The following is a 23,138-nucleotide window of genomic DNA, read 5'->3' as shown; positions in this document are numbered from 1 at the left end:
TCGTACTCCTACGCCGGCAGCCGCACTAAGCGGTCGGTCTTGACCACGGTGAAACGCACGGCCGAATCCTCCTAACCGCACCCACGTTGCCTGCGCTGCCGAGGGGGTGTCGGATGGAGAGCCCTTCGACAAAGAACAAGCTTGGATTCACCGGTGCCATGAAGACCACAAGGGAATTCTCCGCCTCTAAGATGAGGCATGGACTTCGAGGACGCGCTTTGGACGGTGATGGGCGCCGGGCTGATTCTGCTGATGGCCGCAGACGTCTTTCACACGCTCCTTTATCCGCACGGGTCCGGTCCTGTGGGCCGGACGATAATGCGCGGATTCTGGCTTCTGTCGAGAAGGTTAAGGGGCCGGGCCTCCACCATCGCGGCACCCCTGGCGATGGCTGCCGTTATCGGCGCCTGGGCCGGCCTGGCGGCCATAGGCTGGGCCTTGCTTTACCTGCCACATCTGCCCCAAGGTTTCGTTTACGAAGACGGGGTGCCACAGCGGGGCGACTTCGCCGAAGCGGTCTACCTCTCGATGGTCACTCTTTCCACCGTGGGGTTCGGCGAAATTGTCGCAGCGCATCCGCTGCTCAGACTCGTCGCGGCCTTCCAGGCCGTCACAGGGTTCGGGTTGCTGACGGCCACGGTCACTTGGATCCTGCAAACGTACCCGGCCCTTAGCCGGCGCCGGGCTGTTGCCCACCACCTGAACCTGTTCAGGGAAGCGGCAGGTCCGGAGGGCTTAACTTCGATGGAACCACGGCATGCCGCCGGGCTGCTCGAATCGCTGGCCCAAAACGTGGCTTCCGTCAGCATAGATTTGCTGTCATTCCATGAAACTTACTACTTCCGCGAAGTCGAGCAGAGGGGTTCCCTGCCCGCCACCGTTGCCTATGCCCACCAGTTGGCGTCTGAGGCCAAACTCAGTGAAAACCCGGAACTCCGGTTTGCCGGACGGATGCTTCATGCAGCGCTGGACGATCTCGCAGAGGTACTCCGCGGCAAGTTCGGCCATCCAGGGACGACATCGTCGGAGGTGTTTGACAGCTACGCGCTGCACCACAGACACCGACAGCCACGGAAACTTGACACCAAATAGCCTCCCAGCCTTGCAGTTGAGACGGGACGTCTGTGGCTACAAGGGCATCCCATCAAGCACTTCAGCAGTCGGAAGGTCGCGAATTCATCAAGTCACCAGTTGATGCGCCAGGACAAGTAATGCTGCGAAAACAGGACACTTACCGCTGAAAACTCACAAATACCTTGCCTCTCGGCGAACACCCCCCATGAGGGCCCGCGGCGACGTAGCATCAAGGTAGGCGGCAGCCAGGAGTGTGGTGACATGTTTGAACGATTTACGGACCGTGCCCGTCGCGTGGTTGTGCTTGCCCAAGAAGAGGCACGCATGCTGAACCACGGTTACATCGGTACCGAACACATCCTCTTGGGTCTGATCCATGAAGGTGAGGGCGTTGCCGCCAAGGCTCTTGAGTCCTTGAGCATTTCGCTCGACGGCGTGCGCGAGCAGGTACAGGAGATCATCGGCCCGGGCCAGCAGGCCCCGTCCGGCCACATCCCCTTCACCCCGCGGGCCAAGAGAGTGCTGGAACTGGCCCTGCGCGAGGCCCTGCAGCTGGGCCACAACTACATCGGCACGGAGCACATCCTGCTGGGCCTCATCCGTGAGGGTGAGGGTGTGGCCGCGCAGGTGCTGGTCAGGCTCGGGGCGGACCCGGACCGCGTCCGCCGGCAGGTCATCCAGCTGCTCTCGGGCTACCAGGGCAAGGAAACCACCGGCGCCGGCGCGGGCGCGGGCCCGGGCCAGGCGGAGGTAACTCCTGCGGGTTCGGTGGTCCTGGACCAGTTCGGCCGCAACCTCACCCAGGCTGCGCGCGAGAACAAGCTGGACCCGGTGATCGGGCGCGAGTCCGAGATGGAACGCGTCATGCAGGTCCTGTCCCGGCGCACCAAGAACAACCCGGTGCTGATCGGTGAGCCCGGGGTCGGGAAGACGGCCGTCGTCGAGGGCCTGGCCCAGGCGATTGTCCGCGGCGATGTGCCGGAGACTCTCAAGGATAAGCAGCTGTACACCCTGGACCTGGGCTCCGTGGTGGCCGGTTCCCGGTACCGCGGTGACTTCGAGGAGCGGCTGAAGAAGGTCCTGAAGGAAATCCGCACCCGCGGGGACATTCTGTTGTTCATTGATGAGATCCACACCCTTGTCGGTGCCGGTGCGGCCGAGGGTGCCATCGACGCGGCGTCGATCCTGAAGCCGTTGCTGGCCCGGGGCGAGCTGCAGACCATCGGTGCCACGACCCTGGATGAGTACCGTAAGCACATCGAGAAGGACGCCGCGCTGGAGCGCCGCTTCCAGCCGATCCAGGTCAAGGAGCCCTCCGTGGCCGACGCGATCGAGATCCTCAAGGGCCTGCGTGACCGGTACGAGGCGCACCACCGGGTCACCATCACCGACGGCGCGCTGGTCGCCGCCGCGAACCTCGCCGAGCGTTACATCTCGGACCGCTTCCTGCCGGACAAGGCGATCGACCTGATCGATGAGGCCGGCGCCCGGCTGCGTATCCGCCGGATGAGCGCCCCGCCGGAGCTCAAGGCGATGGATGAGCGGATCGCTGCGCTGAAAATGGAGAAGGAGTCCGCGTTGGATGCGGAGGACTATGCGGGTGCCGCTTCGCTGCGCGACCAGGAGCAGAAGCTCGTCGAGGTGCGCAGAGAGAAGGAACGCCAGTGGAAGACCGGCGGCATGGACGACATCTCCGAAGTTGATGAGGAACTGATCGCCGAGGTGCTGGCGAATGCCACCGGCATTCCGGTGTTCAAGCTCACCGAGGAAGAGTCCTCGCGCCTGCTGAAAATGGAAGCCGAACTGCACCAGCGCGTCGTGGGCCAGGACGAGGCGATTAAGTCGGTTTCGCGGGCTATCCGCCGCACCCGTGCCGGCCTGAAGGACCCGAAGCGTCCGGGCGGCTCGTTCATCTTCGCCGGCCCCACCGGTGTCGGCAAGACCGAACTGGCCAAGGCCCTGGCCGAATTCCTGTTCGGCGAGGAGGACGCCCTCATCACGCTGGACATGTCCGAGTACTCGGAGAAGCACACGGTGTCGCGGCTCTTCGGTGCCCCTCCGGGCTACGTCGGCTACGAAGAGGGTGGCCAGCTCACCGAGAAGGTCCGCCGTCGTCCGTTCTCCGTGGTCCTGTTCGACGAAGTGGAGAAGGCGCACGCTGACCTCTTCAACTCACTCCTGCAGATCCTGGAAGACGGCCGCCTGACCGACTCCCATGGCCGCGTGGTGGACTTCAAGAACACCGTGATCATCATGACCACCAACCTCGGCACCCGGGACATCTCCAAGAGCGTCGCCACCGGCTTCCAGTCCGGCACAGACACCCAGACCGGCTACAACCGGATGCGCGCCCGCGTCACGGAGGAACTCAAGCAGCACTTCCGCCCCGAGTTCCTGAACCGCGTCGACGACGTCATCGTCTTCCCGCAGCTCACCCAGGACGAAATCATCCAGATCGTGGACATGTTCCTCGGCCGCCTCGAGCAGCGCCTTGCGGACAAGGACATGGGCATCGAGCTCACCACCGCGGCCAGGGTGCTCCTGGCAACCCGCGGGTACGACCCGGCCATGGGTGCCCGGCCGCTGCGCCGCACCATCCAGCGCGAGATCGAGGACCAGCTCTCCGAGAAGATCCTCTTCGGCGAGCTCCACCCGGGCGACATCGTTGTGGTGGACGTGGACGGCGAGGGCGACGACGCCAAGTTCACCTTCGCAGGAAACACGAAACCCCGGATCCCGGACGCACTGCCCGCCGCGACCTGAACAGCAACCACGGCTGACCGCCGTTGAGGCGGGCTGGGAGTCCGGCGTCTCACCACAATGCCCTGCAGGCGAATGATTCCATGACGCCCTGAGGATCCAGCCGGGGTGCTGCCACGGCATAGCCAAGGCGGGGCGTGCGGTCCGACCGGACTGCATCCCCGCTTTCCGGCCTCGTGGATCAGTGCTTCCTGAAGGCGTCTTTAACATTTTCGCCCTTCCTTGATGGCCCAGCGGGCTCCGGCAACCCGGGCCAGTTCGATCAGGGTGACGTTTTCCGGCGTGTGCGGGGCCGTTGATGCGGATCCTTGCCCAGGCGTAGAGCCGTTCGCCCTGCGTTGAGCAGCAGCGCGGGGGCAGCATCAGCTCCAGAGGGCCACGTGGATCTTCGACCCACGACGCTCAAGTCCACGTGAGCCGCCCGGGGCGATCATCGCGGCGGTGGCATCCGCTGTGGTGACGAAGCGCTGTAGCGTCCGTGCCGTGGTGGTTGTCCGGCGGCGGTCCAGGGTAGTCACCCACCAGAGACCGGACACCGGAGTTCCCACGACGGGCACACGGACCAAGGCCCCGCTCTGTAATTCCGCCCGGACAATGTGCCCGATTGCGAGCATGGTGCCTTCGCCCGCCCTGACGGCGGCGAGGGCGTCGGTTTCACTGCTGAGCCGGATGATCTCCGGCGCCACGCCCGTCGAGGCAAGCCACCGGCCTTCATCCGATTGCTCCTGGATCCCTGAGGGCCCGGCGAACCACGGACGGTCCAGCAACTGCGCGAGCGCCACCGGGCCGTGCAGCCCCGCGAGGGGATTCGTTGCCGCCACTAGAAAGACCCGCTGGTAGCGGAGGAAGGGGATCATCTCCAGCTCCCGGCCGGCTACAGTGGCGACGGTCTCCGCTGGCCGGGCTCCAAGGGCGATGTCGTAGGCGCACTCCAACAGCAGAGAGGCAATATCGGCCGCAGACTCCACGACCACATCAACCGAAACCCCGGGAACCCGTTTTGTGAACAGGTCCAGCAGCCTCCCCGCAGCATGTTCCGCGAAAGGAGCCGTCGCTACGATCCTCAGCCGCCCCGTGTCCGTCGAGGCGTGGGAAACCTCCCGCCGGGCCCGGTCTGCCAGGCCGGTGATTTCCTGGGCATAGTCTGCAAGCGCCCGGCCGCCGGCCGTCAGAGCGATGCCGCCATGGGCACGCACAAAGAGCGGGTCGCCAAGGTCCTGCCGAAGCGCAGCGATGGCCGTGGACACGGCGGGCTCGCTGACGCCGAGGGCAGCCGCGGCGGCATGAAGCGAGCCAAGCTTTGCCACGAGCGCAAAGGTCCGCAATTGGCTCAACGTCATCGACACGGCTTCATAACCTTTCGCTTATGACGATATTGACACCCCGTTTCCGCCGGGGCAACACTTGCCTCAATCCGGTGCTGCCCAACGCCGCCCGGCCACTTCGGAGTGAGGTAGGGACTATGCAGATTCCGGCTCCATTTGACTATGTCCGGGCCACGACGGTGGACAACGCCCTGGAACTTCTCGCACGCCATGGGCCCGATTCCCGGGTAATTGCCGGGGGGCACAGCCTCCTGCCAATGATGAAGCTGCGGCTGGCCCGGCCGGAGTGGCTGATCGACATCAACGACCTCTACGAGCTCGATTTCATCCTCCGCGACGGTGACCGGCTGCGTATCGGTGCCATGACCCGCCACACGACGCTCCTGGAGTCCGCCGAGGTCGCCGGACATTTCCCCATTGTCCGGGACGCCGAATCTGTGATCGCCGACCCGATTGTGCGCAACCGCGGAACCATCGGCGGTTCGCTCTGCCAGGCCGACCCGGCCGAGGACCTGTCCACGGTCTGCAAAGTCCTCGGTGCGGAAGCGGTCATCCGCGGACCCGGCGGCGAGCGTATCCTCTCCATGGTCGACTTCCACCGTGGCCCTTACGAGACCGCGGTGGGTCCGGACGAGCTGCTCTGCGAAGTCCGGTTCCCCATCCGCACCCGCTCGGGCAGCGCCTATGAAAAGGTTGAACGCCGCGTGGGCGACTGGGCTGTCGGCGCGGCCGGAGCGGCCGTCTCGCTCGCCGAGGACGGCACCATCGACGACGCCTCCGTCGGACTCACCGCGCTCGGCCTCGACCACACCGTTGCCGAGGCCGCGGCCCTGCTGCGGGGGCAGCTCCCCCAGGAGGAGCTGTTCGTTGAGGCCGGACGGCTGGCCGCCGCTGCCTGCGATCCGGTGCAGGACCAACGCGGGCCGATCGACTACAAACGACATCTGGCCGACGAGCTCACCCGGCGGGTTTTGCGGCTTGCCTGCTCCCGCGCCGCCCAGACACAGGAAAGCTGAAGCAGATGCAGATCAGCATGACCGTGAACGGAAACGAAGTCACGAGCGAGATTGAACCCCGAGTTCTCCTGGTCCACTACATCCGCGAGGTCTTGGGCCTGACCGGCACCCACTGGGGCTGCGACACGAGCAACTGCGGGACATGCGTGGTCTTGATGGACGGGCAGCCGGTGAAATCCTGCACCGTCCTCGCGGCCATGGCCGCCGGGCACGACATCCGCACCGTCGAGGGACTGGCCACGGGAGGGACACTCGATCCCGTCCAGCAAGGGTTCATGGAGGAACACGGACTGCAGTGCGGATTCTGCACCCCCGGAATGATGCTGACGGCCCGCGCCCTGCTGGATAAAAACCCGCATCCGAACGATACCGAGATCCGGCAGGCCATCTCCGGACAAATCTGCCGGTGCACGGGCTACGCAACAATCGTCCGCTCGGTGCAGTGGGCAGCCGCCCACCCGGCTGGCGTCACCGACAGCACAGACACAGCAGACACAGCCACTGTCGGCGCAGAAACACAGGACACAGAGGTGAAGGCATGACCGTCATCCACGAGCGGCCGAGCAATCCGGGGGCCGGCGACGAGGACCGCCCGATCGGCTTCGGCCGCATCCAGCGGAAGGAAGACCCGCGCTTCGTCCGGGGCAAGGGCCACTACCTCGACGACATCGTCCTGCCGGGGATGCTGCACGGCGCCATTCTGCGGGCCCCGGTAGCGCACGCCCGCCTGGTGTCCATTGACACCACCAACGCCCTGGCGCATCCCAAAGTGGTGACCGTCATCACCGGCAAGGACCTGCTGGACCTGAAGCTCGCGTGGGCGCCCACCCTCTCCGCAGATGTCCAGGCAGTGCTGGTGACCGACAAAGTGAGGTTCCAGGGGCAGGAGGTCGCCTTCGTTGTTGCCGAGGACCGCTACGCCGCACGCGATGCCCTGGAGTTAATCGACGTCGAATACGACGTGCTGCCCCCGCTGGTCGACGCGCGCAAGGCCCTCGACCCGGACGCGCCCGTGATCCGTGATGAAATCGAGGGCCGGACGGACAACCGGATCTTCGACTGGGAAATAGGCGACAAAGCCGAAACCGAGGCGGTGTTCGCCTCCGCCGACGTGGTCGTCAGCCAGGAGATCGTCTATCCGCGGGTGCATCCCGCGCCTATGGAGACCTGCGGCGCCGTCGCCGACTACGAACCGGTCGAGGGTAGGCTGACGCTGTACGAGACGACGCAGGCACCCCATGCGCACCGGACCCTGTACGCGATTGTCGCCGGCATCCCGGAGCACAAAATCCGCATCGTCTCTCCCGATATCGGCGGGGGGTTCGGCAACAAAGTGGGCATCTACCCCGGCTACATTCTCGCCGTCGTCGGCTCGATCGTCACCGGCCACCCGGTGAAGTGGGTGGAGGACCGCTCCGAGAACCTGATGTCGACGTCGTTCGCGCGCGACTACATCATGCAGGGCGAGATCGCGGCCACGAAGGACGGCAAGATCCTCGCCGTGCGGACCACCGTGCTGGCGGACCACGGCGCATTCAACGCCACCGCGCAGCCGACCAAGACCCCGGCCGGCTTCTTCTCGATCTTCACCGGCAGCTACGACCTGAAGGCCGCATACTGCACCGTCACTGGTGTCTACACGAACAAGGCCCCGGGCGGGGTCGCGTATGCCTGCTCGTTCCGCGTCACGGAGGCCGTCTACCTGGTCGAACGGCTGGTGGACATCCTGGCCCGGAAACTCGAGATGGACCCGGCGGAACTGCGGCTGAAGAACTTCATTAAACCGGAGCAGTTCCCCTACACCAACAAGACCGGCTGGATTTACGACTCGGGCAACTACGAACCCGCCATGCGGCTGTCCATGCAGCTGGCCGGCTATGACGAGCTCAGGCGTGAGCAGAAGGAAAAGCGGGCCCGCGGCGAACTGATGGGCATCGGCGTCGCGTTCTTCACCGAGACCGTCGGCGCCGGACCCCGCAAGCACTTCGACATTGTGGGCCTGGGCATGGCCGACGGCGCCGAGCTGCGCGTCCATCCGACCGGCAAGGCCGTCGTCCGCATCTCGGTGCAGAGCCAGGGCCAGGGCCATGAAACGACGTTCGCCCAGATCGTCGCAGAGGAACTCGGCATCCCGCCGGAGAACGTCGATGTTGTCCACGGCGACACGGACCAGACCCCCTTCGGCCTGGGCACCTACGGCAGCAGGTCGACGCCGGTCAGCGGCGGCGCCGTGGCCCTCGTTGCCCGCAAGGTCCGCGAGAAGGCGAAGCTGATCGCCGCGGCCATGCTGGAAACCCGTCCCGAAGACCTGGAATGGGAAAAGGGACGCTGGTTCGTCAAGGGTGACCCCAGCGTCGGGAAGACCATCGCCGAGATCGCCATGGGCGCCTACGGCACGGTGGCCCTGCCCGAAGGAATCGACGGCAACCTGGACGCCGAGGTGACCTACGACCCGCCGAACCTGACCTTCCCCTTCGGCGCCTACATCTGTGTGGTCGACGTCGATCCGGGCACCGGACACGTCAAGGTGCGGCGCTTCATCGCGGTGGACGACTGCGGGACGAGGATCAACCCGATGATCATCGAGGGCCAGGTGCACGGCGGACTGACCGATGGCGTCGGCATGGCCCTGATGGAAATCATCGAGTTCGACGAGGCCGGGAACTGCCTCGGCGGATCCTTCATGGACTACCTGATCCCCACGGCCATGGAAGTGCCGGACTGGGAGACCGGTTTCACCGTCACCCCGTCCCCGCACCACCCGATCGGCGCGAAAGGCATCGGAGAGTCAGCCACCGTCGGCTCACCGCCGGCGATCGTGAACGCCGTCGTCGACGCCCTGGCACCCTTCGGCGTCACGCACATGGACATGCCATGCACCCCGGCCCGCGTCTGGGCCGCCATGCAGGGCCGGGCAAGGCCTCCGATCTGACATGACCTCCACCGCAGAATCCCTTGCGGCCCGCGCGAACGAACTCGCCGGCCGCCGTGAGCCGTTCGTCCACGCCACCGTTGTCCGCGCCCAGCGGCCGACCATCGCGCACGCTGGCGATACCGCACTGGTGCTCTCCACCGGCGAGATCCAGGGCTTTGTGGGCGGGAACTGCGTCGAGGCTTCGGTGCTGGAGTACAGCCTCCAGGCGCTGGCTACGCAGGAACCGCTCCTCCTGCGCGTGGTTCCCGGCGAACCCTCCCGAACCGCTGAGGAGGGCGCCGTCGAGGTTTCCAACCCGTGCCTGAGCGGAGGGGCAATCGAGATCTTCCTTCAGCCGCGCATTCCGACCCCCCGCGTCCTGGTGGTGGGCACGACGCCGGTGGCCCAGGCCCTCGCGACGCTGGGATCCGGCGTCGGCCTGGCAGTCGAGCTCACCGACGGCGACTCTGCGGACCCCCGGACGGACGATGCCGCGCTGATCGTCGCCTCGCACGGCAAGGCGGAGGAAGGCGCCCTCGAAGCGGCCCTGCGCGCCGGGGTGCCCTACGTCGCCCTCGTGGCCAGCGAGATCCGCGGGGCCGCCGTGCTGGACTCCCTCGACGTCGACGACGTATTGCGCGGGCGGGTCTTCACACCCGCGGGCCTGCAGCTCGGGGCCCGCACCCCCGGGGAGATCGCGCTCTCGATCCTTGCCCAGCTCATTGGGGAGCGATCCAAGACGAGGCACGCCACACCGGCGGCGGCCGTACCGTCGGCAGAATCTCACGCGGCTCCATCTCCGGGAACTGCCGTACCGGCCGCGCCGGCGAGCGCGGTCGACCCCGTCTGCGGCATGAACGTTCCGGCTGTTGAGTCGTCACTGCATGTCCAGCACAACGGTGTCACCGTGTACTTCTGCTCGCCCGGCTGCCGTGCCGCCTTCCGCAAGGATCCTGAGCGTTATGCCCTTGTTCCCTGAGCCCAGGACTGCAGGCATCATTCTGGCTGCAGGAGGATCCCGGCGCCTCGGCCGGCCGAAACAGCTACTTCCCTACGGCGAGGGCGTCCTGCTCGACGCCGTCCTGGCGACTGCCCGGAACTGCGGCTTCGCCCAGACGGTCCTGGCGCTGGGAGGCTCCGCCGAGGAGGTGCGGCAGACCGTCGACACCAGGGACTGCGACATCGTGCTCAACCCGGACTATGGCGACGGTTGTTCCTCCTCCATTGCCGCGGCTCTTGCGGTGCTGCAGCCGGAGACGGATTCTGTGGTCCTCCTGCTCGGGGACCAGCCCGGGGCCCGTTCCGAGAACGTGCGAGCGTTGCTCGGTGCCCTGTTCAGCGGCCCGTCGAACGTTGTGGGCGGCGGCATCGCCGTGTGCCGCTATGAGGACGGCATCGGCCATCCCCTCGCGTTCGCCCGGCGGCTCCTTCCGGAGCTAGCGGCCCTGCACGGCGACAAGGGGGTCTGGAAGCTGCTGGAGCAGAGGGAGGCCGACGTCGTCGAGGTCGCCACCACGGGCTCCATCCCCCTGGACGTCGACACCGAGGAAGACTACCGGCGGCTCCTGGACAGGTTGCAGGGGGCGGCATGACCACGGCGGCGCGGTCCGGAGCGGAGGAGGATGTGCAGCGGCGGGTCCCCGACGTGGCGTCCCTGATGGCAGCGCTGGACCGTAACGACTACCTGGCCGACGTCGGACTCGCCACGGCGCTGTTCCTGGCCGTGCGCCTCCCGCAGCCCATCCTCCTGGAGGGCGAAGCCGGGGTGGGCAAGACGGAGGCCGCGAAGGCGCTGGCCCAGCTCCTCGATACACCGCTGTACCGGCTGCAGTGCTACGAGGGGATCGACGCCGGAGAAGCGCTCTACGAATGGAACCACCAACGCCAGCTCCTCGGGATCCGGCTGGCCGAGGTCCGCGATGCCGCCGTGACCGAAACCGACCTCTTCGGGCCGCAATACCTGCTGCGCAGGCCGCTGCTGCAGGCGATTGAGCACCCCGGGCCCCGACCGGCAGTGCTCCTCCTCGACGAGATTGACCGTGCCGACGCCGAGTTCGAGGCGTTCACCTTCGAGCTGCTGGCCGAGGCCGCGGTCACCATCCCGGAGCTGGGCACGATCCGGGCTACCCATCCCCCGATCGTCGTCCTGACGTCCAACCGGACCAGGGACCTGCACGACGCGCTGACCCGCCGGTGCCTCTATCACTGGATCGACTACCCGGGGCCGGGCCGCATCGCCGAGATCGTGCGCCGCCGGGTGCCGGCCAGCAGCGGGCCGCTGGCGCTGCAGGCTGGTGCCGTGGTCACCAGACTCCGTACCTTGGACCTCGCCAAGCCCCCGGGGATTTCGGAGGCAATCGACTGGGTTTCCGCCCTCGCCGTGCTGGGCGTGGAACGCATCGACGCCGGGACGGCGGAGCAGACCTGGGGCTCGATCGTCAAGAACCGCGACGACCTGGAGCTGGTCGGCGCGCGAGGGGCAGCCTGGCTCGTGGGCGGCACCGATGGCTGAGGGCACCGGCTCCGTGCCGCCGACGGTTGAGGCAGCCTCCCTGTCCGCCGCCTTCGTGACAGCACTGCGGCGGGCCGGGCTTTCGAGCTCCCCGTACCAGGCAGCACGGCTGGCCGAGGCACTCCAGATGGTCCCGCCGACCGCCCTCGAACAGCTGTACTGGACGTGCCGGGTGGTCCTGGTGTCCACCCGCGAGCAGCTGCCGGTTTTCGACGCCGTGTTCAACGCCGTGTTCCGCAACGGATTTGACCCCGCCGCGCAGCTGGGCGGCCCGGCTGCGCCGGCCGCATCGCCGTCGCTCGGCCCCGATTCACGCATCACGCCCTCTCCCGCCGACGCACGGGCAGCGGAGAATCCGCCCAGCCGGCAGCCGCTTCCGGCGGTGGCGTCAGCGGGCCGGGACGGCTCCGAGGACCGCGCCGGCCCTGGACGGGAGGCCGTCCTCGCCATGGCCTCGGCCGAGGAGCACCTGCACGAAATGTCCTTCACGGAGCTCTCCCCTGAGGAAGTCCTAGAGGTCAGGCGGCTGGCCGCCCGGATGCTGCTGGCGACACCGGCGCGGCTGAGCCGCCGCACCCGCAAGTCCGCACACAGCAGCGCCCGGCTGGACGTCCGGGCCACGGTACGAGCGGCCCGGCGGTCCGGTTCCGACGCCACCCGGCTGCTCTATGCCCGGCGGCGTGAGCAACGGCGCAAGCTCGTGTTCCTGTGCGACGTCTCCGGTTCGATGGAACCGTACGCCCGCATCTTCCTGTCGCTGCTGCAGGGCGCGGTGGCGAGTACGGGGGCCGAGGCCTTCGTGTTCTCCACGCGGCTGACCCGGCTGACCAGGCAGCTGTCGCAGCGCGATCCTGACCAGGCGCTGGCCCGCGCCGCTGCCACCGCCCCCGACTGGGCAAGCGGGACCCGGATCGCCGAGAGCATTCGACGGTTCGTGAACGAGTACGGCCGCCGCGGACTGGCCCGGGGCGCGGTGGTTGTGGTGCTCTCCGACGGCTGGGCGCAGGAGGACCCGGAGCAGGTGGCGGTGCAGATGGCCCGGCTGCGGAGGCTGGCGTACAGGATCGTCTGGGTGAATCCGCGCAAGGCTGCGCCACAATACCAGCCGCTGGCGGGCGGGATGGCAGCCGCCCTGCCGTACTGCGACGCCTTCGTCAGCGGCCACAGCTACACGGCTTTGGCAGAGGTGGCAGCCGCAATCCGCGCCGACGGCCGGTCATCACTTGAGAGGCAAAGGACGAGCTAATGCAAATTGACAGCACATTCTCGGTAGTCGCCCCGATCGACAAGGTATGGGACACGCTCATGGATTTTGAACGGGTGGCAGGCTGCCTCCCCGGGGCCAAGATCCTGAACAAGCTCTCAGACGACGCGTACCAGGTGGGCATGACGGTGAAACTGGGCCCCGTGAGCATGCAGTACAAGGGCCTGCTGAACGTCGTCGAGCGCAATCCGGCCGAACACCGCGCCGTGCTCGGCGGAAAGGCGCAGGAGACGCGCGGGCAGGGCACCGCCGAGGCATCGGTCACCCTGGTCCTGGCGGAAGATGGCGGCACCACGCGCGGGACGGTCTCCGCAGATCTGGCACTCTCCGGGAAGGCCGCCGCCATGGGAAAGGGCGTTATCGGCAGCGTCACGGAGCAGATGATGTCCCTCTTCGCCGGAAACCTGCAGGCCATGCTGGCAGAGCCGGCTCCGGAGCAGGCCGCTGTTTCCGAGACGGCTCCGCCGCCGGTCTCAGCGCCCGAGCCCGTCATCGCGGCGGGTTCGGCGGCGGGTTCGGCCCCGCCGTCGTCGGAGTTCCCGGGCCCCGCTCCGGCGCGCGTCCCCCCGGCAGCCAGCCGGCCCTCGGCGCACCCGGCCGGCAGCCTGGACGCATTGAGCCTCACGAAGGGCATCGCCGCGGATCAGCTCTCCAGCCCCGGCAAGGTCCTCGGCCTCGTGGCTGTGGTTGCGTGCCTCGCCTACTGGGCCGGCCGCAGGTCGGCATTCCGCATGCTCCGGCGCTGCGGCAGGCTCTGAGGACCGCCATGCGTGATGTTCTGGCCGCAATGATGCCGGACTGGCGGAAGGGCAGCACCTCCGGCCTGGCCACTGTCGTGAGCACTTTCAAGTCCGCCCCTAGGCTCCCGGGGGCGTCCATGCTGGTCACTGCCGGAGGCGATGCTGTCGGGTCGGTCTCAGGTGGCTGCGTCGAAGGCGCCGTCTATGAGCTCGCCACACAGGTCAAGGAGGAGGGCAAGCCGGTCCTGGTGCGCTACGGGATTAGCGACGACGATGCGTACGCCGTCGGCCTGACCTGCGGCGGGATCATCGACATCTTCGTGGAACCGGTGTCGCGGCAGAGCTTTGCCGAGCTCGACGACGTCGGACAGGACATCGCCGCCGAGCGCCGGGTGGGGGTCGCAACGGTGATCGAGCACCCGGACAACAGCCGGCTTGGCCGGCACCTCGTCGTAAGGCCGGAAGGATTCGACGGTGACCTCGGCTCCGAGCGGTCCAACCACGCCGTCGGCGATGATACTCAGGGCCTCCTCGCCGCCGGCCGGACCGGCATCCTGAACTACGGCCTGGACGGCGAGCGGCTCGACACCGGCATGCGGGTCTTCTTCGCAAGCTACGCCCCGCCGCCGCGGATGCTCGTCTTCGGAGCAATCGACTTCGCCGCGGCGCTGGCCAGGCTGGGGACCTTCCTCGGCTACCGCGTCACGGTCTGCGACGCCCGGGCCATCTTCGCCACTCCCGCCAGGTTCCCCGAGGCGGCGGAAGTCGTCAATGCGTGGCCGCACCGCTATCTGGTCGAACAGCTCTCCAAGGGCCTGGTGGACGAACGGACTGTCATCTGTGTCCTCACGCATGATCCTAAATTCGATATCCCGTTGCTGGAAGTGGCCCTGCGCGGCGGCCCCGTGGCCTTCATCGGAGCCATGGGTTCCCGGCGGACCCATGAGGACAGGATTGCCCGCCTGCGCCAGGCGGGGCTGGGCGAGGCTGAGCTGTCCAGACTCCACAGCCCGGTGGGGCTGGACCTGGGCGCACGTACCCCCGAGGAGACGGCGGTGTCCATCGCCGCGGAGTTCATCGCCAAGCAGTGGAGCGGGAGCGGGGAGCCGTTGAGGCAACTCGACGAGCGGATTCACCACGACGAGCTACGTTGATTGCCAACGACGCCGTTCGCTGGGCAATGACCGCTGTGCTGCTGGCGGCGACGTTGTACTCGGCCTTCTGCGCCAGCAGGAAATCCTCGCTGGCCGCGCGGATCGGCTATGGCCTCCAGGCGGTGATGATGTCGGCCAGGGTTCCCCCGCTGGCGCCCGGCGGCCAGTGGCCCGTGCTCCCGCAGCTTCTCCTTTTCGTCCTTGCCTCCTGGTGGTTCGTCATCCGGGCCGCGTCCCTGCGGTCAATCCACGGAGCCCGCCTGGTACTACAGTCGCGTTAAAGCCTCCACACCGCCGCAGACAATCGGAACTACTCATCAGGCAGGGATGGCACCGAGCTGCTGCATGAGGCTCAGATTGTCCGTGGTTCCCCAATGCTCGGCCACCTTGCCGTCCTCGACGCGAATAATGTCGGTGGTGCCGAATTCGACGCTTTTGCCGGTTGCAGCCATGCCGGCCATCTCGCCACGATGTGTGCCCGTGAGAATTACGTGGCACGCCTCCATGTTTCCGTCAGCCAGTGACGCTTCCATCGTCTTGACTTTAATATCGGGGAACGCCGTCCGGATCGCATTCACGAAGTACCGGACGCCGTCCTTGCCGGGCGGTTGCCCTGGAAGAGCCTCTTCGTGGTCGACGTAGTCATCCGTCGCCAACTCGTCAATGAGGGACAGATTTCCGCCCTCGATTATCTCCTTGTAAAACCGCTGGATCAGTCCATTCCCGTCAGACATTTCCGACTCCTCTAGTCACGAGACCATTCAAGAACCCCCCGTTTTACATCCCCATCCCGACCGACGCCGCTGGCGTGAGGGCAACTCCGAGCGCAATCGCGGCCAGGGCCACCGCAACCGAGCGGTTGGCGAGCCGCTTCCACGGGAGCATCTTCTCTCCTGCAATGAAGGCCCCAATCAGCGCCATCCAGCCGACGCTCATCACACCGAGCGCAAACAGCGCCACCATCAGCGCCCAGCAGCATGCGACGCACCACGCCCCGTGCTCAACTCCCATGCGCAGCGCGCCACGGTATCCCGGGCGCATGCGGTGCAGGATGAAGTCCATGGGCGTCCGGCATTTCATCAGGCTGACGTTCTTGGCGGGCGTGAGCTGATAGGCCGCCGCCGCCATAATCACCCCGGCCGCCAGGTACCGGCCGCCTTGATCCGAGGCGAAGAGCCCGGGAGCCAGCGACGCTACTGACATGTACAGGAAATACGCCACGACGCCGAAGACCGTCCACGTGATCAGGTAACCGGCCACGAAAACGGCGGTGGATCCTGCCGGAGCATACCGCGCCATCTTGCGTCGGTGGCTCTGAATCCGGGCATATGCGACCACCATGGGTGCCGCGGACGGGAACATCATGGCCGCCAGCATCACCACCCACGTGGCGACGAAGAATCCCAGCGGCCCCGGCGAAGTCCACCGGTCCATGTCCATCCCGCTCAGCTGAGTGGACGTGAAGACCCAACTCGCCGCGGCGAGTATCAGCAGGACCGCGATCAGGCCGGCCTCCCGCGGGTCGACCCGGGACGTGGCTGCCGTAGAACCGGCCGCTGTGGCAGGCGAAACGGCGGCGCGCGCAGACGGGCGCACCCCGCCTCTGGTGGAGTGCTTCCTGCGCAGCATCAGCTGTCGGCGCTCATGCCCGGCCCTTGGGGGCGTTTTCGGCCATCGCGCTGGCGAAGGTGAAGTCCGCGGTCTCACCGTAGACGCCGTCGAAGTCAAGGCCAAAGAGGTCCGAGTGTACCTGCGCTTTGCCGATCCGGAATTCCGGGGCGAACCCGAACATCGCGTTCTTGACGGTGGTGACACCACCGTCGGGTCCCGGCAGGGACTCGAACGTGTAGCTCACCCGCCCGGCAACCGAGGCGGACGGGGTGTCGCCGTCCGAGAATGTGACGCTGGCGCGCTCCACTCCCAGCCATTCTCCGTACAACGCCGCAAAATCCGCGAACGGGCCGCCGGCCTCGCCATGAAGGATGCTTTCCAAGGCAGCGGCTTGCGGAGCCGATGCGCCGTCGTCGACGACAACTCCCACCTTCCAGCCGCCGGCCGAGAGGTTCGACGGGAACCAGTTGCAGAAGGCGAAGGCGATGCCCGACAGATCGGTGTCATCGAGTTTTCCACTCGCGATTTGGAACACAGCCACGCCGCGGCACTCGCCATCCGATCCCGTGGGCGTACCATCCACCGGGCACGGACAAATCAGCTGGCAATTGCAGTTGGCGACATACTTTCCGGTCATTTCCCAGGACATCAGTACTCCTTGCTGGCGCCCTCGCCTAGCAGAAGCGGCCCAGACTCCGGCGCCGAAAATACTCAGGAACGGGGCGGAAGGCCCCGTTAAGGCAGACAGTATTCCGGCGAAATCTGGGTGTCAATACGCCGCGGAAATAGGGCGCCGAAGGGGTGCCTTGTGGTTGATACACCAGGGGTGCTGTCGTCGGGTTCAGAAGTACTCACTGCTAATACGGACACAGTCATGCCAGTGGCCTATGGTGGCAGTGGGATTCAGAAATTTCCCGGCACCGCAGGCGGCGGAAACAAACGGCAGGACAGATTTGAAAGGGAGCACGAATGGGTAACGCGATGCCTCTCCTTCCGCTCGATAATTACTTCCGGAGGCTGGACCTTAGGGGTCGGATGGTGTTATTCCAGTTGCCGCTGTCGCTGACGATGCTGCTGGTTACCGTCCTGGCGGAAGCACTTCGCCCCGGGCTCCTGCATCCCGGTCCGTTCCTGTACAGCCTGGGCGCCCATCTGGTCCTTCTGGCCGCGTGCGCGCTGGTGCCGTGGGGGCGGCTGCCGACCCGCGCCTGGGTAGTCATTCCGGTCCTGGACTGCCTGGCCATCGGGTTCTCCCGCGAAGCGGCGGATCACTACCTCACTGTGCTGGGTTTCCTGCTGGTTTTTCCCGTCGTCTGGCTATCCCTCGGCCGCCACCGTAGCGGGGTTGTGATGGCGGTATCGGCCACGATTCTCAGTGCCGTCCTTCCGCCGCTGATCCTTGGAATGGACTTCACAGGGCCGTCGTTCATCCGGATCGTACTGCTCCCGGTCATCCTCGGGGCGATCTCGCTCACCGCGCATTTGGTCTCCAACGCTGTCCTGCGTCAGCGGCTGCAGCTGGAAGAACAGGACAAGGAACTGCAGGAACTGCTCGCGGCCAGCGAACAGCGAGAGCGGTTGCTGGGCACCATCATGGACACCGTCAGTGTCGGCGTGTGCGCGGTCGATGAACAGGGCCGGAAAATTCTCATGAACAAGCAACAAAGCCACCACCTCGCCGGTACCCTCAGCGAAAACCCGCCGGCGCCAGGGAATGAGGAGGTGCCGGTGTTCGGCGTTGACCGGAGCAGCCCGCTGCCGCCGGCCCGACACCCGCTGCGCCGAGCGGCCAGGGGAGAGGCGTTCACCGACGAATTGATCTGGATCGGCGCCGGCACCAGTCAACGCGCCTTCTCCGCAACGTCTCGGCTGATCAAGGACGGCACCGGCCGGAGTTCCGGCGCCGTGCTGGCTTTTACCGACGTGACGGCGCTGGTCACAGCCCTTGCAGCCAAGGACCAGTTCGTCGCCAGTGTCTCGCATGAGCTGAGGACCCCCCTGACCTCGATCCTGGGCTACATTGGCCTGGCCCTGGACGAACACCCCGACCTTCCCGCCGACCTGGACCAGTACCTGGTCGTGGCCAAACGCAATGCCGAACGGCTGCTGCACCTGGTGACCGACCTGCTCTCAGTCGCCTCGGACACCCTGGCCATCAACCTCCAGCCAGCTGACCTGACCAGAGTGATCCGCCACAGCATCGAATCCGCCACTCCGCGTGCCAGTGCCGCGGGCATCAGCCTGCACCTTGAACCGTCCGGACCCGTGACCGGCCGGTTCGATCCGGCCCGCATCGGCCAGGTGATCGATAACCTGCTCTCCAACGCGATCAAATACAGCCCCAACGGCGGGGCCGTTACGGTCCGAGCCCGCCGGGACGGGGACAACATCAGATGCGAGGTCGCCGATACCGGGATCGGGATGACCCAGGAAGAACAGGCCCAGGCCTTCACCCGATTCTTCCGCGCCGCACGCGCACACGCCTCCGCCATTCCCGGTGCGGGCCTGGGACTGCCGATCACCAAAACCATCATCGAAAACCATGGCGGGACGATCGCCCTGGCCAGCAGCCCCGGACGGGGGACCACCGTCACCCTGACACTGCCGGAGGCAGACGGCGGCTCCTTGGATGCCGGCGAAGTGCCGGCGATGTCATAGGCCAGTAACCCAGCCTCGCAGAGCGCGATCGGGGTCAGCCGGAAAACCGATTTCCGCTCCCGCCACAGCAGCGTCACGCCGAACGCGACGGCGCCGAGCACCAGCGCGGTGATCACCATGAGTCCCCAGTGGCCTGGGTCACGCCGGTGCCGTAGAAGATGCGGATCATCACCGTGGCTGTGATGGCGGCCAAGGTAGCGGCAGGTCTGGAAGATACCGGCGGCCACTCCGCGCTCATATGGCTGGGTGGACACGTACATGCCCTGGCTCGAGGCGATGCTCACCACGCTCCACGGAATGCCCATCAGCGCGGTGAGCGCCAGCGCCTGCGGGACGGCGAAGGAGCCTGCTTCTGTCCGGTGGCTGGCGCGCGTTGTGGCGAAGCCTGTGACTATCGGGGAACAAGCCGCCACAGGGACGTGACCTCGGCCGCGCGCGCCTCGAACAGCGGATCGTCGCGGTCCGATGCCTTCGGATGCGTTGGCTTGGTGTCGAGCCGTTCCACCACCTTGAGCCCCGCCGCGTTGACGGCGGCCAGCAGATCGTCACGCGACCGCAGGCCAAGGTGCTCGGCCAGGTCGGAGAGGACAAGCCAGCCCTCACCGCCCGGTTCCAGATGGTCGGAGAGTTCGTTCAGGAAGCGGAACAGCATCCTGCTCCCGGGGTCGTAGACGGCACTGTCCAGGGTGGAATGCGGCGTGGCCGGAATCCAGGGCGGGTTGCACACAATGAGGGGCGCCCGTCCGGGCGGGAACATGTCGGCCAGGACGGCCTCGGCACGGTCCTGGACACCGAGGTTCCGGAAATTCTCACCGGCGCAGGCGATGGCCCGCGGTTCATTGTCCGTCCCGATCACGCGGCGGACGCCACGGCGCGCGAGGACAGCAGCGAGCACACCGGTGCCGGTTCCGACGTCGAACGCCAGCGTGTCAGAGGGCAGCGGCGCGGCGGCCACAAGATCCACATACTCACTCCGGGTGGGGAAGAACGTGCCATAGTGCGGGTGGATGCTGCCCTGCAGGGCATCGACGTAGACGCCATTCCGTCGCCACTCGTGGGCGCCAATTGCCCCGACAAGCTCATGCAGGGACACCACGGAAGATTCGCCGATATCGCCGTACGCTTCAGCGGCGGCCTCCCGGATATCCGGTGCGCGGCGCAGCGGCACCACGGGGCCCGGATCAAGAGGAATCAGCAGCAGGCCGAGAATGCGAGCACGATGCGAGCGGGACTGGCGATGCCGATAGAACTTTTCGGCCGGAGTTCCCGCGATCTTCTTTCCGGCGCCTACCCGCCGGTCCATGGCGTTGAGGATCTGCCGCGCGTTGTGGAAGTCACCGTGCCAGAGCATCGCGATCCCCTGTGACGCCATCCGGTTCGCCTCATCGGCTGTGAGGGAGTCGGTGACCACTTCGACGCGCGTCGGCGCCGGTCTGCCGTTCGCCGAACGCCAGCGCGCGGTCATGTTGTCACCGGCCTCGGCCCAGGTCACGACGGCGGGATCATCCACCGCAGCTGTGCGCGCGGGCTGGAGGACTGGCGTCGGGATTCCCACGGGAGCTGGTGTGTCGGTAGTGATTTAGATCCATTCCAAGAGTCCGGGGGCCGGCGGCTGACGATTGCGGTGGTGATTCCACGACGCGGAAGGCGACGACCCAGGATCCCAGACCGTCATCCGGCCGCGAACCGAGCCTGGTTGATGGCCGCTGGAGCCATTCAACCTGCCTTGTCAGGATACATGTGTGCCGTGGCCGCCACCCGCAGCCGGACCCGGGCACGTGAGGCGACCGCCGGCGCCCAACCCGGGGCGACGCCGTCGTACTCCCCCACGCCGAGGCATGGATGCATTGTTTTCCACCTGGCCAGGCCATACCGTGAAGGGACGGTCAGCCGAAGTGCAGGTGCGGGCATGCGAGCTATTTCCTGGTCAGCGCGCTGTCTCCTGTTGTGCTTGCTGACCGTGGGGATCCTCGGCGCCGCCACCACGCCGGCACCGGCCCCTCCCGGCCCGCCGGCCACTGGACCCGCGAGCCCCGAGCAGACTTACGACGCGCTGGACTCCTTCCTCCGGGAGCAGCTAGACACCCTCGGGATTCCGGGCGCCGCCATCGCCGTCGTCCGGGACGGCGTCCAGGTGCACTCCGCCGCATTTGGGCACGCCGACGACTCCGGACGGCCGATGACCACCCAGACGCCGGTGCTGCTGGCGTCCACCAGCAAGTCCCTCACGGCCATCGCGGTGATGCAGCAGGTGGAGGCCGGGCGGCTGCGGCTGGACGAGCCGGTGCAGACCTACCTGCCCTGGTTCACCCTCGACGACAGCCGCTCGCAAGCCCTCACGGTCCGTCACCTGCTCCACCAGGCCAGCGGCATGTCATCCAAGGACACGGCCTTCGAAGCCTCAGACGCGCAGGGCCCGGAGGCTCTCGAAGAAGGGGTCCGCGCTCTGGCAAGTTCCCCGCTGGCCGGCGAACCCGGCCAGGCCTTCCACTACGCCAGCGCCAACTTCAACGTCCTGGGTCTGCTGGTGCAGACGGTTTCCGGCCAGCCGTTCGGCGAGTATCTGGAGCAGCACGTCTTCGGGCCGTTGGAGATGGCCCACAGCCATCCGACCAGGGCCGCCGCACGCGCGGACAATGCGGCCGCCGGCTACTCGCTGTGGTTCGCCTCGTTCTGGCGCCAGACCGACGTGCCCGCACCCACCACCGGGATGCCGTCGTCCACCCTGTACGCCTCGGCGGAGGACCTGGGACATCAGCTGATTGCACTGCTCGACGGCGGACGCTACGGCAATGCCTTGATCCTCCGGCCCGAGAGCGTGGCGGCGATGTTCGAGCCGGCCGTGCAGGTGGACGGGTCCAAGGGGTACGCCATGGGATGGTTCACCCGGCCGCTCGTGGAGTCCGCCGATCCCGCAGCACCGCCTGTCCCGGAGGCGGAGCTGCCGCGACTGCTGGAGCATCAGGGCGAATGGGGCAACAGCCACACCTACCTGGGCATGGTTCCGGAGTCCGGCCTTGGCGTCGCCCTGGTCATCAACGGCAATGACACCGCTGCCCCGTCACGGCTGAAGGCCATCGATACCAACGTCCTGCGGATCCTCCACGGGCAGTCACCCGTGCCCGCTGTTGTCTTCGAGGACTGGCTGCAGCGCTACAGCTGGGCGGTGTCGCTGGCCCTGCTGCTGGCGGAGTTGGTAAGCCTGTGGCTGGCGCTGCGGTTTCTGCTCCGGCGGCGTGCTCCGTCCCGGAAACGCTGGGTGCTTCTGGTTTGGGGAGTTGCGGCTCTCGTGCTCGACGGGTTCGCGCTGTGGCTGTGCCTGGTCTACGCCCCGGCCCGGTTCGACACCCACCTGTTTGTGATCGTCCGTCAGTTTCCCGACGTCGGCGCTTCTCTGGTGCCGGTGCTCGCCTTGGCAATTGTCTGGCCGGTCCCGCGGACGGTCTGGCTGTTGCAAAAAATTCTTACGGCTAAGCGTTCTTTGTAAACGGCCGGTCACCTCATTCCGTCAAAAGCTCCGTTGCGTACTTATTCAGAGGAACTCCATGGTTTGCGGCTTCCATGGCCAGCTTTCGGTGCAGCTCAGGGGATACCCGAAGGTTGAGCCTGCCGCTAAATGTTTGGCCGGAAATGGGCTGAGGCACTGGTTCGCCAGACTGGGTCAGTTCCTCAATGACAGCAGACACTAAGCGTTCGATGCCCCGGAGAGCCTCGAACTGATCCTCGTCCAGCCACGACAACGAAGGGAACTCAAGGACGCTGGCAACGAACTCCTCGTCCTCTGGTGACCACTGCACTGAGTAACGGTACTGTGCAACCGTGGAAGGGGCGGCTCCTTTTCGAGTGGACATCTAGGTCTCCTTACTCCGATCGATGGCGGCTATGGCTTGCCTCACTTGGTAGGGCTTCGCTTTGCCATTCTTGTTCTGAAGGTTGATTCTGGGATCACCTTCCCATGGCATCTTGAAGATTGCATTGTGGCTGCCAGTGCCAGATCTTGGCTCGCCAAAGTGAATTTCTAGCTCTGGCCTCGATCTTCGCGATACTCCCCCACAACATCAATGGTGCCACTTTTGGCACCGCCCCTCAAGGGTGTCCTCCACCACTCAG

Annotated in this window: 20 protein-coding genes and 1 pseudogene; 14 read left to right on the top strand and 7 right to left on the bottom strand. The window is 66.5% G+C overall.

What is annotated here, in order from left to right:
* Nucleotides 1–198: 198 nt before the first annotated feature.
* On the top strand, nt 199–1,092 hold the full coding sequence (locus CXR02_RS13520; protein WP_104062480.1) for a potassium channel family protein: 894 nt from the start codon (nt 199–201) through the stop codon (nt 1,090–1,092).
* 243 nt (nt 1,093–1,335) lie between these two features.
* Nucleotides 1,336–3,837 (top strand): ATP-dependent Clp protease ATP-binding subunit, encoded by a 2,502-nt coding sequence (locus CXR02_RS13515; RefSeq protein WP_104062479.1) that lies wholly within the window; start codon nt 1,336–1,338, stop codon nt 3,835–3,837.
* A 359-nt stretch (nt 3,838–4,196) separates the two neighbouring features.
* Here CXR02_RS13515 and CXR02_RS13510 read toward each other — a convergent pair whose 3' ends face one another.
* Nucleotides 4,197–5,174: a LysR family transcriptional regulator gene (locus tag CXR02_RS13510; protein ID WP_104062478.1), complete on the bottom strand. Its 978-nt coding sequence runs from the start codon at nt 5,172–5,174 to the stop codon at nt 4,197–4,199.
* 122 nt (nt 5,175–5,296) lie between these two features.
* On the opposite strand from CXR02_RS13510, the gene CXR02_RS13505 reads away from it, so the two are divergent.
* The 10 genes from CXR02_RS13505 to CXR02_RS13460 are packed head-to-tail and all read left to right on the top strand — an operon-like array spanning nt 5,297 to nt 15,040.
* Nucleotides 5,297–6,175, top strand: a complete 879-nt coding sequence (locus CXR02_RS13505) for a xanthine dehydrogenase family protein subunit M (RefSeq protein ID WP_104062477.1) — start codon at nt 5,297–5,299, stop codon at nt 6,173–6,175.
* Nucleotides 6,176–6,180: 5 nt separating this feature from the next.
* Nucleotides 6,181–6,717, top strand: coding sequence for a (2Fe-2S)-binding protein (locus CXR02_RS13500; protein WP_058932301.1), 537 nt, complete (start codon nt 6,181–6,183; stop codon nt 6,715–6,717).
* Nucleotides 6,714–9,107, top strand: coding sequence for an aerobic carbon-monoxide dehydrogenase large subunit (locus CXR02_RS13495; protein WP_104062476.1), 2,394 nt, complete (start codon nt 6,714–6,716; stop codon nt 9,105–9,107). The genes CXR02_RS13500 and CXR02_RS13495 overlap by 4 nt, the downstream gene beginning before the upstream one ends.
* Nucleotide 9,108: 1 nt before the next feature.
* Nucleotides 9,109–10,068 (top strand): XdhC family protein, encoded by a 960-nt coding sequence (locus CXR02_RS13490; RefSeq protein WP_104062475.1) that lies wholly within the window; start codon nt 9,109–9,111, stop codon nt 10,066–10,068.
* Nucleotides 10,052–10,681: an NTP transferase domain-containing protein gene (locus CXR02_RS13485; RefSeq protein ID WP_104062474.1), complete on the top strand. Its 630-nt coding sequence runs from the start codon at nt 10,052–10,054 to the stop codon at nt 10,679–10,681. The genes CXR02_RS13490 and CXR02_RS13485 overlap by 17 nt, the downstream gene beginning before the upstream one ends.
* Nucleotides 10,678–11,601: a MoxR family ATPase gene (locus CXR02_RS13480; protein WP_104062473.1), complete on the top strand. Its 924-nt coding sequence runs from the start codon at nt 10,678–10,680 to the stop codon at nt 11,599–11,601. The genes CXR02_RS13485 and CXR02_RS13480 overlap by 4 nt, the downstream gene beginning before the upstream one ends.
* Nucleotides 11,594–12,847: a VWA domain-containing protein gene (locus CXR02_RS13475; RefSeq protein ID WP_104062472.1), complete on the top strand. Its 1,254-nt coding sequence runs from the start codon at nt 11,594–11,596 to the stop codon at nt 12,845–12,847. The genes CXR02_RS13480 and CXR02_RS13475 overlap by 8 nt, the downstream gene beginning before the upstream one ends.
* Nucleotides 12,847–13,623, top strand: a complete 777-nt coding sequence (locus CXR02_RS13470; RefSeq protein WP_104062471.1) for an SRPBCC family protein — start codon at nt 12,847–12,849, stop codon at nt 13,621–13,623. The genes CXR02_RS13475 and CXR02_RS13470 overlap by 1 nt, the downstream gene beginning before the upstream one ends.
* A gap of 8 nt (nt 13,624–13,631) precedes the next feature.
* Nucleotides 13,632–14,759, top strand: coding sequence for an XdhC family protein (locus CXR02_RS13465; protein WP_104062470.1), 1,128 nt, complete (start codon nt 13,632–13,634; stop codon nt 14,757–14,759).
* Entirely contained in the window at nt 14,756–15,040 is a 285-nt protein-coding gene (locus CXR02_RS13460) for a hypothetical protein (RefSeq protein ID WP_104062469.1), read from the top strand. Before CXR02_RS13465 ends, CXR02_RS13460 begins: the two co-directional genes overlap by 4 nt.
* 36 nt (nt 15,041–15,076) lie before the next feature.
* Here CXR02_RS13460 and CXR02_RS13455 read toward each other — a convergent pair whose 3' ends face one another.
* Genes CXR02_RS13455 through CXR02_RS13445 form a run of 3 tightly spaced genes read right to left on the bottom strand, consistent with a single transcriptional unit; the run spans nt 15,077 to nt 17,007 of the window.
* Nucleotides 15,077–15,493 carry an ester cyclase gene (locus CXR02_RS13455; RefSeq protein WP_104062468.1) on the bottom strand — a complete coding sequence of 139 codons (417 nt, stop codon included), beginning with the start codon at nt 15,491–15,493 and terminating at the stop codon, nt 15,077–15,079.
* 43 nt (nt 15,494–15,536) lie between these two features.
* Nucleotides 15,537–16,355 (bottom strand): DUF2182 domain-containing protein, encoded by an 819-nt coding sequence (locus tag CXR02_RS13450; RefSeq protein ID WP_258060958.1) that lies wholly within the window; start codon nt 16,353–16,355, stop codon nt 15,537–15,539.
* 46 nt (nt 16,356–16,401) lie between these two features.
* Entirely contained in the window at nt 16,402–17,007 is a 606-nt protein-coding gene (locus CXR02_RS13445) for a DUF1326 domain-containing protein (protein WP_258060965.1), read from the bottom strand.
* A gap of 398 nt (nt 17,008–17,405) precedes the next feature.
* Here CXR02_RS13445 and CXR02_RS13440 point away from each other — a divergent pair, with 398 nt between their 5' ends.
* Nucleotides 17,406–19,028: a cell wall metabolism sensor histidine kinase WalK gene (locus CXR02_RS13440; protein WP_104062465.1), complete on the top strand. Its 1,623-nt coding sequence runs from the start codon at nt 17,406–17,408 to the stop codon at nt 19,026–19,028.
* Nucleotides 19,029–19,078: 50 nt separating this feature from the next.
* Here CXR02_RS13440 and CXR02_RS22980 read toward each other — a convergent pair.
* Both CXR02_RS22980 and CXR02_RS13430 read right to left on the bottom strand, forming a co-directional pair.
* Nucleotides 19,079–19,345 (bottom strand): annotated as a pseudogene (locus tag CXR02_RS22980) (MFS transporter); the annotation flags it as partial.
* Between the two features lie 74 nt (nt 19,346–19,419).
* The gene (locus CXR02_RS13430; RefSeq protein ID WP_258060957.1) at nt 19,420–20,583 is read right to left on the bottom strand and encodes a class I SAM-dependent methyltransferase; all 1,164 of its coding nucleotides are present in this window, start codon (nt 20,581–20,583) and stop codon (nt 19,420–19,422) included.
* 354 nt (nt 20,584–20,937) lie between these two features.
* Here CXR02_RS13430 and CXR02_RS13425 point away from each other — a divergent pair, with 354 nt between their 5' ends.
* Nucleotides 20,938–22,515, top strand: a complete 1,578-nt coding sequence (locus CXR02_RS13425) for a serine hydrolase (RefSeq protein WP_104062464.1) — start codon at nt 20,938–20,940, stop codon at nt 22,513–22,515.
* Nucleotides 22,516–22,528: 13 nt separating this feature from the next.
* Here the strand turns inward: CXR02_RS13425 and CXR02_RS13420 are convergent, their stop codons facing one another.
* Nucleotides 22,529–22,879: a type II toxin-antitoxin system HicB family antitoxin gene (locus tag CXR02_RS13420; RefSeq protein WP_104062463.1), complete on the bottom strand. Its 351-nt coding sequence runs from the start codon at nt 22,877–22,879 to the stop codon at nt 22,529–22,531.
* Nucleotides 22,880–23,138 lie beyond the last annotated feature (259 nt).

Origin of the sequence: Arthrobacter sp. 4R501 (genome assembly GCF_002929755.1) — a bacterium.
Classification (GTDB): Bacteria; Actinomycetota; Actinomycetes; order Actinomycetales; family Micrococcaceae; genus Arthrobacter.
Note: the sequence above shows the minus strand (reverse complement) of the source record. Positions and strands in the feature narration are given on the sequence as shown.

Bases quoted from the DNA above. Each gene is read 5' to 3' on its own strand.
- CXR02_RS13420 (WP_104062463.1), bottom strand. From the start codon at position 22,879: ATGTCCACTCGAAAAGGAGCCGCCCCTTCCACGGTTGCACAGTACCGT.
- CXR02_RS13490 (WP_104062475.1), top strand. From the start codon at position 9,109: ATGACCTCCACCGCAGAATCCCTTGCGGCCCGCGCGAACGAACTCGCC.
- CXR02_RS13515 (WP_104062479.1), top strand. From the start codon at position 1,336: ATGTTTGAACGATTTACGGACCGTGCCCGTCGCGTGGTTGTGCTTGCC.
- CXR02_RS13440 (WP_104062465.1), top strand. From the start codon at position 17,406: ATGGTGTTATTCCAGTTGCCGCTGTCGCTGACGATGCTGCTGGTTACC.
- CXR02_RS13500 (WP_058932301.1), top strand. From the start codon at position 6,181: ATGCAGATCAGCATGACCGTGAACGGAAACGAAGTCACGAGCGAGATT.
- CXR02_RS13425 (WP_104062464.1), top strand. From the start codon at position 20,938: ATGCGAGCTATTTCCTGGTCAGCGCGCTGTCTCCTGTTGTGCTTGCTG.
- CXR02_RS13465 (WP_104062470.1), top strand. From the start codon at position 13,632: ATGCGTGATGTTCTGGCCGCAATGATGCCGGACTGGCGGAAGGGCAGC.
- CXR02_RS13495 (WP_104062476.1), top strand. From the start codon at position 6,714: ATGACCGTCATCCACGAGCGGCCGAGCAATCCGGGGGCCGGCGACGAG.
- CXR02_RS13520 (WP_104062480.1), top strand. From the start codon at position 199: ATGGACTTCGAGGACGCGCTTTGGACGGTGATGGGCGCCGGGCTGATT.
- CXR02_RS13475 (WP_104062472.1), top strand. From the start codon at position 11,594: ATGGCTGAGGGCACCGGCTCCGTGCCGCCGACGGTTGAGGCAGCCTCC.
- CXR02_RS13505 (WP_104062477.1), top strand. From the start codon at position 5,297: ATGCAGATTCCGGCTCCATTTGACTATGTCCGGGCCACGACGGTGGAC.
- CXR02_RS13485 (WP_104062474.1), top strand. From the start codon at position 10,052: ATGCCCTTGTTCCCTGAGCCCAGGACTGCAGGCATCATTCTGGCTGCA.
- CXR02_RS13480 (WP_104062473.1), top strand. From the start codon at position 10,678: ATGACCACGGCGGCGCGGTCCGGAGCGGAGGAGGATGTGCAGCGGCGG.
- CXR02_RS13445 (WP_258060965.1), bottom strand. From the start codon at position 17,007: ATGACCGGAAAGTATGTCGCCAACTGCAATTGCCAGCTGATTTGTCCG.
- CXR02_RS13470 (WP_104062471.1), top strand. From the start codon at position 12,847: ATGCAAATTGACAGCACATTCTCGGTAGTCGCCCCGATCGACAAGGTA.
- CXR02_RS13510 (WP_104062478.1), bottom strand. From the start codon at position 5,174: ATGACGTTGAGCCAATTGCGGACCTTTGCGCTCGTGGCAAAGCTTGGC.
- CXR02_RS13455 (WP_104062468.1), bottom strand. From the start codon at position 15,493: ATGTCTGACGGGAATGGACTGATCCAGCGGTTTTACAAGGAGATAATC.